The sequence below is a fragment of the Streptomyces sp. NPDC006372 genome, assembly GCF_040612515.1.
Classification (GTDB): Bacteria; Actinomycetota; Actinomycetes; order Streptomycetales; family Streptomycetaceae; genus Streptomyces.
This window is the reverse complement of record NZ_JBEXQJ010000009.1, coordinates 51326-65137: the sequence shown is the minus strand read 5'-3', so window position 1 is coordinate 65137 and position 13812 is coordinate 51326. Positions and strand designations below refer to the sequence as shown.

Here is a 13812-nt window from a genome sequence, read left to right as displayed (position 1 = left end):
CATGCACGTCCTCGTGGTGCACAACCGTTACGCCTCGGCGCAGCCGAGCGGGGAGAACAAGGTCGTCGACCAGGAGGTGGCGCTGCTGCGCGGGGCCGGGCACCGGGTGGAGGTGTTCGAGCGGCGCAGCGACGACATCGCCGCCCGGTCCCTGCTGGGCAAGGCCGCGGTGCCGCTGCTGGTGCCGTGGAACCCGGCGGTGCGTGCGGAGCTCGCCGCCCGGCTGCGGGCCGAGCGGCCGGACGTGGTGCACGTCCACAACGTCTTCCCGCTGCTGTCGCCGGCGGTGCTGGCCGCCTGTGCGGACGCGGGTGTGCCCGCCGTCGCCACGCTGCACAACTACACCCAGGTCTGCCCGCCGGGCACGCTGCAGCGGGACGGCCGGCCGTGCACCGAGTGCGTCGGGTCCGCGCCGCTGCCCGCCGTCCGGCACGGCTGCTACCGGAACTCCCGGGCGGCGACGGTACCGCTGGCGGTCAGCCTCTCGGTCAACCGGCGGCGGTGGTGGTCCGGCGTGGAGCGGTTCTTCTGCATCTCCGCGGCGCAGCGCGACGTCCTGGTGCGGGCCGGCCTACCCGCAGAGCGGCTGGTGGTGAAGCACAACTTCGTGCCTGAACCCGGCACGGTCCGAGCGGGCGCCGGCGAGCATCTGCTCTATCTGGGCCGGCTCGCGGAGGCCAAGGGCGTACGGCTGCTCATGGCCGCCTGGGACGAGATCGCCGCCGGCGGCGGTGTGGGCGTGCCGCTCGTGGTCGCCGGCGCGGGGCCCCTGGAGCCGGAGGTGACCGCCTGGGCGGCGGGCCGGGACGACGTGCGCTACGTCGGCCTGCTGGACCCGGCCCAGTGCCGGCAGGCCGTCGCGCGGTCGGTCGCGGTGGTGGCTCCCTCGACCTGGCTGGAGGCGTTCGGCCTGGTGGTCGTGGAGGCGATGGCTGCGGGGGTCCCGGCCGTCGCCGCCGGGCACGGCGCCTTCGCCGAACTCGTCGAGGACGGGGTGACCGGGCTGCTGCACCGGCCGGGCGAGCCCGCCTCGCTCGCGTCCCGCATACGCCGGATCACGGCAGAGCCGGCCCGCAACCGGCAGATGGGGCAGGCGGCCCGACGCCGTTACGAACAGGGCTTCAGCCCGGCCGTCGGGCTGGAGCGCCTCGTGGAGGAGTACCGCACCGCGATCGCGGGTCGGTCGGAGTTAATGGGGGGCAGTAAATGACACGATGCCGACTCTGCGGCTCGGAAGCCATGGTGAGCGTTGTCGATCTCGGGGCGACACCACCCTGTGAGAGCTTTCTCGCCGCGGACCAGCTGGACCAACCTGAGCCCGCGTACCCGCTGCACCTGCGGGTCTGCACCGACTGCTGGCTGGCGCAGATCCCGCCGCTGATCACTCCGGAGGAGACGTTCAAGGAGTACGCGTACTTCTCCTCCTACTCGACCTCCTGGGTGGAGCACGCACACACCTTCGTCACGGACACCGTACAGCGCCTTGCTCTCGGCCCCGACGCCTTCGTGGTCGAGGTGGCGAGCAACGACGGGTACCTGCTGAGGCACGTGGTGGACCGCGGGATCCGCTGCCTCGGCATCGAGCCGTCGGTGAACGTCGGCGCGGCGGCGCGGGACGCGGGTGTGCCCACGCTCACGGAGTTCCTGAGCCCGGAGACCGGCTCGGCCGTCCGTGCCGAACACGGCCCGGCGGACCTGGTCGTGGCCAACAACGTGTACGCGCACATCCCCGACGTGGTCGGGTTCACCGAGGGGCTGCGCGCCCTGGTCGCCGACGACGGCTGGGTCTCCGTCGAGGTGCAGCATCTGCTGACCCTGATCGAGGAGAACCAGTACGACACGATCTACCACGAGCACTTCCAGTACTACACGGTCGCGTCCGCCGCCCGGGCGCTGGCGAGCGGCGGACTCACGCTCGTGGACGTCGAGTTGCTGCCCACGCACGGCGGCTCCATCCGGCTGTGGGCCCGGCCGGCCGAGGCGGCGGGCGAGCCCACGGCGCGCGTCGCCGATGTGCTGGCCCGGGAGAAGGCCGCCGGGTTGCAGGAGCTGTCCGGGTACACCGAGTTCTCCGCCCGGGTGGCCAAGGTGCGCCGGGACCTGCTGCGGTTCCTCATCGAGGCGGCCGAGCGCGGCGAGACGGTCGTCGGCTACGGCGCCCCGGGCAAGGGCAACACCCTGCTCAACCACTGCGGCATCCGCCCCGACCTGCTCTCTTACACGGTCGACCGCAACCCCTACAAGCACGGCAGGTTCACCCCGGGCACCCGCATCCCGATCCTGCCGCCCGAGCAGATAGCCGCCGACAGACCGGACTACGTCCTCGTCCTGCCATGGAACCTGCGGGCCGAGCTGGTCGAGCAGCTGTCCTTCGTGCACGAGTGGGGCGGCCGGCTGGTCTTCCCCATCCCGGAACTGAGCATTGTCGAGGTCAACGCATGAAGGTCGTTCTGTTCTGCGGCGGTTACGGGATGCGGATGCGCAGCGGTGCCGCGGACGACGTGCCCAAGCCGATGGCGATGGTCGGGCCGCGACCGCTGATCTGGCACGTCATGCGCTACTACGCGCACTTCGGGCACACCGAGTTCATCCTCTGCCTCGGGTACGGGGCTCATCACATCAAGGACTTCTTCCTCACCTACGAGGAGACGACGTCGAACGACTTCGTGCTGCGCGGCGGGCGGACCGAGTTGCTGTCCACCGACATCGCCGACTGGACGATCACGTTCGCGCAGACCGGCATCGAGTCACCGATCGGGGAGCGGCTGCGCCGGGTGCGGCACCACCTGGACGGCGACGAGATGTTCCTCGCCAACTACGCCGACGTGCTCACCGATGCCCCGCTGCCGGAGATGATCGAGAACTTCGCGCGGCGCGACGCCGGGGCGTCGATGATGGTGGTGCCGCCGCAGTCCTCGTTCCACTGCGTGGACCTGGGCGAGGACGGCCTGGTGGGGGGCATCACCGCGGTCAGCGAACTGCCGCTGTGGGAGAACGGCGGCTACTTCGTGCTCCGCCAGGAGGTCTTCGACCACATCCCGGAGGGCGGGGACCTCGTCGCCGATGGATGCGCCCAACTGGCCAAGCGGGGGCGGCTGGTGGCGCATCAGCACCGCGGCTTCTGGAAGCCGACCGACACCGTGAAGGAGCGGGCCGCGCTCGACGACGCCTACGCGCGGGGCGACCGGCCCTGGGCCGTGTGGGAACGGGACGGCGCCGGGGTGAACGCGTGATCGGGCTCGGGGCCGGGCCCCTGGAGCGGATCGTCGCGGTGGGCGCGCACTGCGACGACATCGCCATCGGCGCGGGCGGCACGCTGCTGACGCTGTGCCTCGCGCGGCCGGGCATCCGGGTCGACGCGCTGGTGCTCTCCGGCGGTGGCAGCGACCGGGAGCAGGAGGAGCGGGCCGCGCTCACCGCCTTCTGCCCCGGCGCCGACCTGCGGCTGACCGTGCACAAGCTGCCGGACGGCCGGTTGCCGGCGCACTGGGAGGAGGCCAAGGCCGCGGTCGAGGAACTGCGCGAACAGACCGAACCTGATCTGATCCTGGCCCCGCGTACCGATGACGCGCACCAGGACCACCGCGGTCTGGCGCAGCTGATCCCCACCGCGTTCCGCGACCACCTCGTGCTCGGCTACGAGATCGTCAAGTGGGACGGCGATCTCGGCCGTCCGGCCGCCTACCAGCCGCTGTCGCCGGAGATCGCCGAGCGGAAGGTGCGGCTGCTGCAGGAGCACTACCCCTCGCAGCGGCACCGGCCCTGGTACGACCGGGAGGCGTTCCTCGGGCTTGCGCGGATCCGTGGCATCGAATGCCACGCGCGCTACGCCGAGGCGTTCGCCGCCACCAAACTCACACTCAATCTGGGGGGATGAACCATGCGTGTACTGCTGACCGGACACCAGGGCTACCTGGGCACCGTGATGGCCCCGGTGCTCACGGCCGCCGGGCACGAGGTGGTCGGCCTCGACGCCGGCCTGTTCGCCGACTGCGTGCTGGGCCCACGGCCCGCGGACCCGACGGGGCACCGGGTGGACCTGCGCGACGTCACGGCCGAGCACGTGGCCGGGGTCGATGCCGTGATCCACCTGGCCGCGCTCTCCAACGACCCGCTGGGATCGCTGGCGCCGGAGCTCACCTACGACATCAACCACCACGCGTCCGTCCGCCTCGCCCGGCTGGCCCGCGACGCCGGAGTGGGGCGCTTCCTGTACGCGTCGACCTGCTCGGTCTACGGCGCCGCCGGGGGTGACGACCTGGTGACCGAGGACGCCCCGCTGCGCCCGGTGACGCCCTACGCGGAGTCCAAGGTGCGGGTGGAGGACGACCTGCACGCCCTCGCCGACGGCGACTTCACCCCGGTGTACATGCGCAACGCCACCGCCTTCGGCTACTCGCCCCGGCTGCGCGCCGACATCGTGCTGAACAACCTGGTGGGCCACGCGCTGCTGTCCGGCGAGGTGCTGGTGCTCTCCGACGGCACCCCCTGGCGTCCGCTGGTGCACGCCGCCGACATCGCCCGGGCCTTCACGGCCGCGCTGACCGCGCCTCGGGAAGCGGTCCACGACCGGGCGTTCAACATAGGCAGCGAGGTCAACAACGTCACGGTCGCCGAGATCGCCGAGCAGGTCGCCGAGGCGGTGTCCGACTCCAAGGTGGTGATCACCGGGGAGACCGGTGCCGATCCGCGGTCCTACCGGGTGGACTTCTCCCGGTTCCGCGCCGCGATACCCGGCTTCGACTGCGAGTGGACGGTGAAGCAGGGGGCGCTCGAACTCGCCGACGCCTACCGGAAACACGGGCTGGTCCAGGAGGACTTCGAGCAGCGCTTCACCCGACTCGCCGTGCTGCGGGCGGCGTCCGACGCCGGCGACGTCGACGCCACCCTGCGGTGGCGCCGGTGACCACGCATGTAAAAAAGGGTGTCGGCGACGAGATGTACGCCCTGGTGGAGCGGCTCTATCCGCTGTGCCGGAGCATCACCGGCGACGGTGTGCGCGCCACCCTGGACATCGTCGGCGAGTACATCCCGCTGCAGGTGCACGAGGTACCGACCGGGACGCAGGCGCTCGACTGGACGGTGCCCCAGGAGTGGAACATCCGGGACGCGTACATCGCCGACAGCGCCGGCAACCGGGTCGTCGACTTCGCCGCGTCCAGCCTGCACGTGCTGGGTTACAGCGTGCCGGTGTCGGCGACCATGCCGCTGGCCGAGCTCCGCGCCCACCTGCACACCCTGCCCGACCACCCGTCCTGGGTGCCGTACCGCACCAGCTACTACAAGCCGGACTGGGGGTTCTGCCTGGCCCAGGAGACCCTGGACGCGCTGCCGGACGGCGAGTACGAGGTGCGTATCGACTCCACCCTCGCCGACGGCCACCTCACCTACGCCGAGCACGTGGTCCCCGGCCAGGTCCCCGACGAGGTGATCGTCTCCTGCCATGTCTGCCACCCGTCGCTGGCCAACGACAACATGGCCGGCGTCGCGGTGGCCACGTTCCTGGCCCGGGAGCTGGCGAAGGAAACCCCGTACTACACCTACCGGTTCATCTTCGCGCCCGGCACCATCGGGGCGATCACCTGGCTGGCCCGCAACGCGGAGCGGGTGGACCGGGTCAAGCACGGGCTGGTGCTGGCCTGCGCCGGTGACCCGGGCTCGTTGACGTACAAGCAGAGCAGGCGCGGTGACGCGGAGATCGACCGGGTGATGCGGCACGTACTGGCCGTCTCCGAACGCCCGCACCAGGTCACCGAGTTCACTCCGTACGGCTACGACGAGCGGCAGTACTGCTCCCCCGGGTTCGATCTCGGCGTCGGCTCGCTCACCAGGACTCCGTACGCGGGCTACCCCGAGTACCACACCTCCGCGGACAACCTGGACTTCGTCTCCCCGGAGGCGATGGCGGACACGCTCTCCGTCTGCCGCGAGGCGTTCGCCGTCCTGGACCGCAACCGGCGGTACCTCAACCTCAGCCCGTACGGCGAACCACAGCTGGGCCGGCGCGGCCTGTACGACGCGCTCGGCGGCCGCAGCGACACCAAGCAGGCCCAGATGGCCATGCTCTGGGTGCTCAACCTGTCCGACGGCGAGCACAGTCTGCTGGACGTCGCCGAGCGGTCCGGGCTGCCGTTCAGCGCCGTCGCCACCGCGGCCGGCGCCCTGCACGGCGCCGGTCTGATCAAGGCATGACGCGGATGACCACCGAGGAGGAGAAGACGAAGGCACCGGCCGGATCCGTCCGGCGGGCCTTCGTCGGCCGGCTGTCCTGGGGGCTGGCCGACCAGGCGGCCTCCAGCATCAGCAACTTCGCGGTGGGGATCTACGTGGCGCGCTCGCTCGGCGTGACCGCGTTCGGCGTGTTCAGCATCGCCTGGGTGACGTACGGCGTGGTGCTCAACATCTCCCGCGGGCTTGCCACCGATCCGCTCGTGGTGCGCTTCAGCGGCGTGTCGGACGCGTCCTGGCGCGGGGCGGTGGCCCGGTCGTCGGGTACCGCGCTCGGCGTCGGTGCCGCCATCGGCGCGGTGTGCCTGGTGGTCGGCCTCGCGCTCGGCGGGCGCGTGGGGGCCGCGTTCGCCTGCCTCGGCGTCATGCTGCCGGGGCTGCTGCTCCAGGACGCCTGGCGGTTCGCGTTCTTCGCCGCAGGCGACGGACGGAAGGCGTTCGTCAACGACATCGTGTGGGGCGTCGCGCTCGTCCCGGCCATGGTGGTGGCGGCCCGCGCGGGCAGCGTGGCCGCCTTCGTGCTCGCCTGGGGTGTGTCCGCCGCGGCGGCCGCGGGGTACGGCTGCCTCCAGTCCGGCATCCTGCCCAGGACGACCCGGGCACGCGCGTGGCTGCGCGAGCAACGCGACCTCGGCCACCGGTACCTGGTCGAGAACGTCAGCCTCAGCGGCGCGAGCCAGGTGCGGGCGTACGGTCTCGGCGCGATCGCGGGGGTCGGCGCGGTGGGTGCGGTCCGGGGCACCGAGCTCCTGCTCGGGCCGTTCCTCGCCGTGCTGATGGGCCTCTCGCTGGTCACCGTCGCGGAGGCGGCGCGGGTGCTGCGGCAGGCCCCGCACCGCCTCCACACGTTCTGCCTCCTGCTGGGCGGCGGGCAGGCCGTCGCCGCGCTGCTCTGGGGCGGGGCGCTGCTGCTGATGCCGGACCGGCTCGGCGAGCTCGTGCTCGGCGACGTCTGGCACTCCGCCTCGCAGCTCATCGTGCCGGTCACCCTGGGCGTCGCGGGCGCCGGCCTCGGCACCGGCGCGGCGGCCGGGCTGCGCGCACTCGCCGCGGCCCGGCGCAGCCTGCGCTGCCAGCTGGTCGCCTCCGCCTGCTACGTCGCCGGCGGGCTCGGCGGCGCGGCCCTGGCCGGCACGGTCGGCTCGGCCTGGGGCGTCGCCGCCGCGACCCTCACCGGCTCGGCCGTGTGGTGGCTCCAGTTGAGCTCCGCCCTGCGCGAGCGCCGGAAAGAACCCATCCCTGAAGTGAGGACGTCATGACCTCCCATCCCCGGCTGAGCATCGGCCTGCCCGTGTACAACGGCGAGGAGTACCTGGCCGAATCGCTCGACGCCCTGCTCGGCCAGACCTACGAGGACTTCGAGCTGGTCATCTCCGACAACGCCTCGACCGACGGCACCGAGGACATCTGCCGCAAGTACGCCGCACGGGACTCACGCATCCGGTACGTCCGGCTGCGCCGGAACATCGGAGCCGCGCCGAACCACAACTACGTGTTCACCGAGTGCCGCGGCGAGCTGTTCAAGTGGGCCTCGCACGACGACCTGTACGCACGGGACCTGCTGCGGCGCTGCGTGGAGGCGCTGGACGAGCGGCCGGACGTGGTCCTCGCGCACTCCGGCCAGGCGGTCATCGACGGCGAGGGGCAGGTGAAGGTCCCGTACGAGTACGGACTCGCCACCGCCTCGCCGCACGCGCCGGAGCGCTTCCGCAGTTTCCTGTTCGAGCCCGGTGGCGACGACTTCTACGGGGTGATGCGTGCCGACATGCTGCGCCGGGTGAAGCCGCACGACAGCTACCACCACGCGGACCGGACGTTCGTCGCCGAGATCGTCCTGCACGGGCCCTTCCACCAGGTGCCGGAGCTCTTGTACTTCCGCCGCGACCACCCCACCCGCGCCGAGCGGGCGAACCCTTCCAAGCGCTCCCGGTGTGTCAACCTGGACCCGCGCCGGGCGGGCCCGCTGCACCCGACGCCCAGGCTGCTCGCCGAGTACGTCTGGGGCTTCGCCTCGGCGATCCAGCGGGCGCCGCTGTCCGCGGCCGACCGGCGCGCCTGCTACCGCCACCTGGCCGCGTGGATGACCAGCCGGGCCCGGCCGGGCGCCGGCGAGCGGGTCGAGGACCGTGCTCCGGCCGACCAGGCCCAGCTCACCGTCTCCGTCGACGACCTCGTCGCGGGACGCGAGGGGCGGCTGACGTGAGCACTCCCGTACGCGTCGGGGTGTTCGGCCTGCTCGGCTCCGGAAACCTCGGCAACGACGGGTCGCTGGAGGCCGTGCTCGGGTACCTCCGCGCCGAGCACCCGGAGGCGGTCGTGGACGCGCTGTGCGGCGGACCCGAGGTCGTCGCAGCCCGGTACCGGATCCCCGCGACGCGGCTGCACTGGTACCGCGGGGAGTACCGGACGGCTTCGCGTGCGGGCGCGATCGCGTCGAAGGGCCTGGGCAAACTCGTCGACGTCTTCCGCACCGCCGCCTGGGTGCGCCGGCACGACGTGGTGATCGTGCCGGGCATGGGCGTCCTGGAGGCCACGCTGCCGCTGCGGCCGTGGGGATTTCCGTACGCGCTGTTCCTGCTCTGCGCGAGCGGCCGGCTGTTCGGCACCCGGGTCGCGCTGGTCGGCGTCGGCGCCGCCGCGATCGGCGACCGGCCGACCCGGGCCTTGGTGCGCTGGTCGGCGCGGCTGGCCGCCTACCGGTCGTACCGGGACGCCCTGTCGCGCGACGCGCTGCGGGAGATGGGCGTGGACACCGCGCGCGACGAGGTCTACCCGGACCTCGCGTTCGCTCTGCCGGCACCACCGGCCGGCACGCCCTCCGGGCCGCCCGGCCTGGTCTGCGTCGGCGTCATGGACTTCCACGGCGGCAACGACGACCGCGCCCGTGCGGAGGAGATCCACCGCCGCTACCTGGACGGGACGACCCGCTTCGTCCGCGCGCTGGTCGAGGACGGCAGACCGGTGCGGCTGCTCACCGGCGACGAGTGCGACGCCCGTGTGGTCGCCGCGATCCTCGAAGCGGTGGACTCGCCGCTGGTCACCGCCGCGGAGGCGGCCTCGCTGGCCGATCTGATGAAGGAGACGGTGGCGGCGGACACCGTGGTGGCGACCCGGTACCACAACCTGGTCTGCGCGCTGAAGGCCGGCACTCCGACGCTCGCGCTCAGCTATGCGGCCAAGAGCGACGCGCTCATGGCCCGGATGGGGCTGGACGCGTACTGCCACCCGGCCCGCGAGGTCGACGCCGACCGGCTGCTGGAGCAGTTCCGCACGCTGGAGAAGCGATCGGCTGAGCTGCGGCAGACCCTCGCCGAGCGGAACCGGCTCACCGCTCGGCAACTCCGGGATCAGTTCGCCGCGTTGACGGCCGCCCTGTTCCCGGCGAACGACGACCCGCACGCCCGCACCCGGCAGGAGACTCCATGAAGGCGACCCAAGTCCCGGCCATCGCCGGCGCGTATCTCTTCGAGCCGACGCCGTACGCCGACGAGCGCGGTTTCTTCTGCCGTACGTTCGACACCGACGTGGTCCGCTCGGTGGGCCTCGACCCGGACGCCTTCGTCCAGGACAGCGTGTCCCGCTCGGTGCGGGGCGTGCTGCGCGGCCTGCACCTTCGTTCCGGCCTGGGCGAGGCCAAACTGGTGCGATGCTCGTACGGGCAGATCTTCGACGTCGTCGTGGACCTGCGGCCGGACTCGCCGACGTACCGGAACGTGGCCTCCTTCGAGCTGTCCGGCGAGACACAGACGAGCCTGTACATCCCGGCGGGGTGCGCGCACGGCTTCCAGGCGCTGACCGAGACCGCCGACACCTCGTACCGGATCGACCGGCCCCACGATCCCGCCGAGGACGTGACGATCGCCTTCGACGACCCCGAGCTCGCCATCGACTGGCCGCTGCCGGTCGCATCGATGTCCCAGCGGGACCGGGAGGCGCCGAGCCTCGCCGAGGCCCTGAAGCACATGGAAAGGTGAAGTGAGCGTGGACACCGAAGAGTTCCCCCTCCCCCGGTCGCGGGCGGCGAACGAGCGGCTGCACGCCCTGGTCCCCGGGGGCGCGCACACCTACGCCAAGGGCGACGACCAGTACCCCGAGCACCTGGCCCCGGTCATCAGCCACGGCCACGGTGCCCACGTGTGGGACGTCGACGGCAACCGCTACGTCGAGTACGGCTCCGGCCTGCGGTCGGTCAGCCTCGGCCACGCCCACCCGCGCGTGACCGAGGCGGTGCGGCGGGAACTCGACCGCGGCAGCAACTTCGTCCGGCCGTCCGTCGTGGAGGTCGAGGCCGCGGAACGCTTCCTGGCCACGGTGCCGACCGCCGAGATGGTGAAGTTCGCGAAGAACGGCTCCGACGCCACCACCGCCGCGGTGCGCCTCGCCCGCGCCGCCACCGGGCGCCCGCGGGTCGCCATCTGCGCCGACCATCCGTTCTTCTCCGTCGACGACTGGTTCATCGGCACCACGCCGATGTCCGCCGGTATTCCGTCGGAGACCAACGAGCTCACCGTGGCGTTCCCCTACGCGGACCTGGCCGCCACGGACGAGCTGCTCACCCGGTACGAGGGCGAGGTCGCCTGCCTGATCCTGGAACCCGCCACCCACACCGAGCCGCCGCCCGGCTATCTCGCCGGCCTGCGCGAGCTGGCCGACCGGCACGGCTGCGTCCTGATCTTCGACGAGATGATCACCGGCTTCCGCTGGTCCGAGGCGGGCGCCCAGGGCCTGTACGGCGTCGTCCCCGACCTTTCCACGTTCGGCAAGGCGTTGGGCAACGGATGCGCCGTCTCGGCGCTGGCCGGGCGCCGCGAGCTGATGGAGCTGGGCGGGCTGCGTCACTCCGGCGACCGGGTGTTCCTGCTGTCCACCACGCACGGTGCGGAGACACACTCCCTGGCGGCCGCGATGGCCGTGCAGACCACCTATGCCGAGGAGGGCGTCACCGCGCGGCTGCACGCCCTCGGCGAGCGGTTGGCCACCGGTGTCCGGGACGCCGCGGCGGCCATGGGCGTCGGCGACCACGTCGTCGTCCGGGGCCGGGCCAGCAACCTGGTCTTCGCCACCCTCGACGAGAACCTCCGGCCGTCGCAGCAGTACCGCACCCTGTTCCTGCGCCGGCTCCTCGCGGGCGGGGTGCTGGCACCGTCCTTCGTGGTGAGCAGCGCGCTCAGCGACGCCGACATCGATCACACGGTCGATGTGGTGGCCCAGGCGTGTGCGGTGTACCGGAAGGCACTGGACGCCGCCGACCCCACCCCCTGGCTGGGCGGACGGCCGGTGAAGCCCGTGTTCCGCCGCTCGGTGTGACGTGCCGTCAACGCCGCTCCGGCCGGCCGGCGTCGGCCGGAGCGTCAGCCGGACGGCCGGCCGTCCCGCCGGCCGTCCCGTCAGCCGTCCGGTCGACCAGCCACGCGGTCGCCGGTGTCACCGCCAGCGCGGTGCACCAGCCGCCGAGGACGTCGGTCGGGTAGTGCGCGCCCAGGGCCACCTGGGCCCAGCCCATGGCGGCGCCGGCGGCCAGCGCCGCGGCGAGCACGAGTGAGGTGCCGGCCGTCCGGCCGAGGCCGAGGCGCCCGGCCGCGAGCAGCGCCATCACGAGGGCGAGCGCGGTGAGGAAAGCGGTGTGCCCGCTCGGGTAGGACAGGTTGTCGTCGCCGTGGATGGTGCGTCCCACCAGGGGCTTGATCAGTGTCGTCGTCCCCACGGCCAGGCCGACGGCGACCACGACGAGCACGGCCGCGCGAGGACGCCGAAGCAGCAGGCAGCCCGTCACGGAGGCCAGGACCAGCATCGCCGCTCCCACGGGCTCCCCCAGGAAGTCCGTGGCCAGAGCGACGTTGCGCCACGGCGGCCCCACACTGTCCGCCGTCGGCTGGACGACCCACCTGTCCACCCTGCCGGGCTCGCTGTGTCCCGCGTACAGGAGCCCGAGCACGACGACCACCAGCCCGGCGAGCACCGCGACCAGCCCGAGCCACCCGCCCAGCGACGGAGGCAGCACCGCACGCGCCGGCCGGCCGGTCACGCGCCCACCGCTTCCGGTGGCGGCTCGGCCTGCCGATGCCCCCGGTGTCCGGCTGCCGCCACAACCCCGGCGGAAGCCCTCACACCGTCGAAGATCGTCCGGCGGATAACGCTGCACCTCCCCCTTCGTCATGGCTGACGTCATGTCACCCGCTGCCGCGATGCAGCGCCCCCGAGAACTGCCCGCTGCCTGCGCCCGCCCCTCCCTCAACGAGCCCCCACCGACTCTGACTTGGTCCCGCTTGGCCGCACGGGCGGTGCACGACTGCCACCCTAACCAACAGTGATGGTCAGCGGGCCCTAGCGGGCCCTTCCTCGTGTTTCCGACTCCTCCTGCGATCGCCCAATCCAGTCCCGGAACCCGGTTTGCGGCGGGACGGCGTCGTGTCAGAGGCGTTCGACGATGGTCACATTGGCCTGACCGCCGCCCTCGCACATCGTCTGCAGTCCGTAGCGGCCGCCGGTGCGTTCCAGTTCGTGCAGGAGCGTGGTCATCAGCCGGGTTCCGGTGGCGCCGAGCGGGTGACCGAGGGCGATCGCGCCGCCGTTGGCGTTGACCTTCTCCGGGTCGGCGCCGGTCTCCTTCATCCAGGCGAGCACCACCGACGCGAAGGCCTCGTTGATCTCGACCAGGTCGATGTCGTCGAGTTTCATCCCGGACTTCTTCAGGGCGTACGCGGTGGCGGGGATCGGCGCGGACAGCATGCGGATCGGGTCCTCGCCGCGCACCGAGAGGTGGTGGACCCGGGCCCTGGGGGTCAGGCCGTGCTCCCGCACGGCCCGCTCCGACGCGAGGAGCATGGCCGAGGCGCCGTCGGAGATCTGGGAGGAGAGCGCGGCCGTCAGCCGGCCGCCCTCCACCAGAGGCTGCAGTCCCGCCATCTTCTCCCGGCTGGTGTCGCGGCGCGGGCCCTCGTCGTGGGTCACGTCGCCGTAGGCGACGGTCTCCCGGTCGAAGCGGCCCTCGTCGATGGCCCGGACGGCCCGCTGGTGGGAGCGCAGCGCGAACTCCTCCATGGCCTCCCGGGTGATGTCCCATGTGCGGGCGATCTCCTCGGCGCCGAGGAACTGATTGACGGGCCGCTCCCCGTAGCGGGCCCGCCAGCCCGCGCTGCCTGCGAACGGGCCCTCGGTCAGGCCCAGCGGTTCGGCGGCCTGCCGGGTGGCGAAGGCGATGGGGATCTGCGACATGTTCTGCACACCGCCGGCGACGACCAGGTCCTGGGTTCCGGAGAGCACGCCCTGGGCGGCGAAGTGCAGGGCCTGCTGCGAGGAGCCGCACTGGCGGTCGACCGTCACACCGGGCACCTCATCGGGCAGTCCGGCGGCCAGCCAGCAGGTGCGGGCAATGTCACCGGCCTGCGGGCCGACGGTGTCGAGGCAGCCGAGGACGACGTCCTCGACGGCGGCCGGGTCGACGCCGGAGCGTTCCATCAGCGCGGTCAGCACGTGGGCGCCGAGGTCGGCCGGGTGGACGGCGGACAGCCCGCCGCCCCGTCGGCCGACCGGTGTGCGCACCGCTTCGACGATGTAGGCCTCGGCCATGGCGTCTCCTCCTTG

At 72.5% G+C, this 13812-nt stretch carries 13 protein-coding genes; 11 read left to right on the top strand and 2 right to left on the bottom strand.

Annotation, left to right across the window (positions count from 1 at the left end; genetic code table 11):
* Position 1: 1 nt before the first annotated feature.
* The 11 genes from ABZ016_RS16755 to ABZ016_RS16705 are packed head-to-tail and all read left to right on the top strand — an operon-like array spanning position 2 to position 11535.
* A complete protein-coding gene (locus ABZ016_RS16755; RefSeq protein WP_356917359.1) occupies positions 2 to 1210 on the top strand; it encodes a glycosyltransferase in 1209 nt (402 codons plus the stop codon).
* On the top strand, positions 1207 to 2442 hold the full coding sequence (locus ABZ016_RS16750; protein ID WP_356917358.1) for a class I SAM-dependent methyltransferase: 1236 nt from the start codon (positions 1207 to 1209) through the stop codon (positions 2440 to 2442). The genes ABZ016_RS16755 and ABZ016_RS16750 overlap by 4 nt, the downstream gene beginning before the upstream one ends.
* Positions 2439 to 3233: a glucose-1-phosphate cytidylyltransferase gene (locus ABZ016_RS16745; protein ID WP_356917357.1), complete on the top strand. Its 795-nt coding sequence runs from the start codon at positions 2439 to 2441 to the stop codon at positions 3231 to 3233. Before ABZ016_RS16750 ends, ABZ016_RS16745 begins: the two co-directional genes overlap by 4 nt.
* Positions 3230 to 3877: a PIG-L deacetylase family protein gene (locus ABZ016_RS16740; protein WP_356917356.1), complete on the top strand. Its 648-nt coding sequence runs from the start codon at positions 3230 to 3232 to the stop codon at positions 3875 to 3877. The genes ABZ016_RS16745 and ABZ016_RS16740 overlap by 4 nt, the downstream gene beginning before the upstream one ends.
* Before the next feature lie 3 nt (positions 3878 to 3880).
* Positions 3881 to 4906 (top strand): NAD-dependent epimerase/dehydratase family protein, encoded by a 1026-nt coding sequence (locus ABZ016_RS16735; protein WP_356917355.1) that lies wholly within the window; start codon positions 3881 to 3883, stop codon positions 4904 to 4906.
* A 32-nt stretch (positions 4907 to 4938) separates the two neighbouring features.
* The gene (locus ABZ016_RS16730; protein ID WP_356917508.1) at positions 4939 to 6192 is read left to right on the top strand and encodes a DUF4910 domain-containing protein; all 1254 of its coding nucleotides are present in this window, start codon (positions 4939 to 4941) and stop codon (positions 6190 to 6192) included.
* Between the two features lie 5 nt (positions 6193 to 6197).
* Positions 6198 to 7487: a hypothetical protein gene (locus tag ABZ016_RS16725; protein ID WP_356917507.1), complete on the top strand. Its 1290-nt coding sequence runs from the start codon at positions 6198 to 6200 to the stop codon at positions 7485 to 7487.
* The gene (locus ABZ016_RS16720) at positions 7484 to 8431 is read left to right on the top strand and encodes a glycosyltransferase family 2 protein (RefSeq protein WP_356917354.1); all 948 of its coding nucleotides are present in this window, start codon (positions 7484 to 7486) and stop codon (positions 8429 to 8431) included. The genes ABZ016_RS16725 and ABZ016_RS16720 overlap by 4 nt, the downstream gene beginning before the upstream one ends.
* Positions 8428 to 9654 carry a polysaccharide pyruvyl transferase family protein gene (locus ABZ016_RS16715; RefSeq protein ID WP_356917353.1) on the top strand — a complete coding sequence of 409 codons (1227 nt, stop codon included), beginning with the start codon at positions 8428 to 8430 and terminating at the stop codon, positions 9652 to 9654. Before ABZ016_RS16720 ends, ABZ016_RS16715 begins: the two co-directional genes overlap by 4 nt.
* Entirely contained in the window at positions 9651 to 10202 is a 552-nt protein-coding gene (gene rfbC / locus ABZ016_RS16710) for a dTDP-4-dehydrorhamnose 3,5-epimerase (RefSeq protein ID WP_356917352.1), read from the top strand. Before ABZ016_RS16715 ends, rfbC begins: the two co-directional genes overlap by 4 nt.
* Before the next feature lie 7 nt (positions 10203 to 10209).
* Positions 10210 to 11535 (top strand): glutamate-1-semialdehyde 2,1-aminomutase, encoded by a 1326-nt coding sequence (locus ABZ016_RS16705; RefSeq protein ID WP_356917351.1) that lies wholly within the window; start codon positions 10210 to 10212, stop codon positions 11533 to 11535.
* Between the two features lie 7 nt (positions 11536 to 11542).
* Here ABZ016_RS16705 and ABZ016_RS16700 read toward each other — a convergent pair whose 3' ends face one another.
* On the bottom strand, positions 11543 to 12253 hold the full coding sequence (locus tag ABZ016_RS16700; RefSeq protein WP_356917350.1) for a phosphatase PAP2 family protein: 711 nt from the start codon (positions 12251 to 12253) through the stop codon (positions 11543 to 11545).
* A 386-nt stretch (positions 12254 to 12639) separates the two neighbouring features.
* Entirely contained in the window at positions 12640 to 13797 is a 1158-nt protein-coding gene (locus ABZ016_RS16695) for an acetyl-CoA C-acetyltransferase (protein ID WP_356917349.1), read from the bottom strand.
* Positions 13798 to 13812 lie beyond the last annotated feature (15 nt).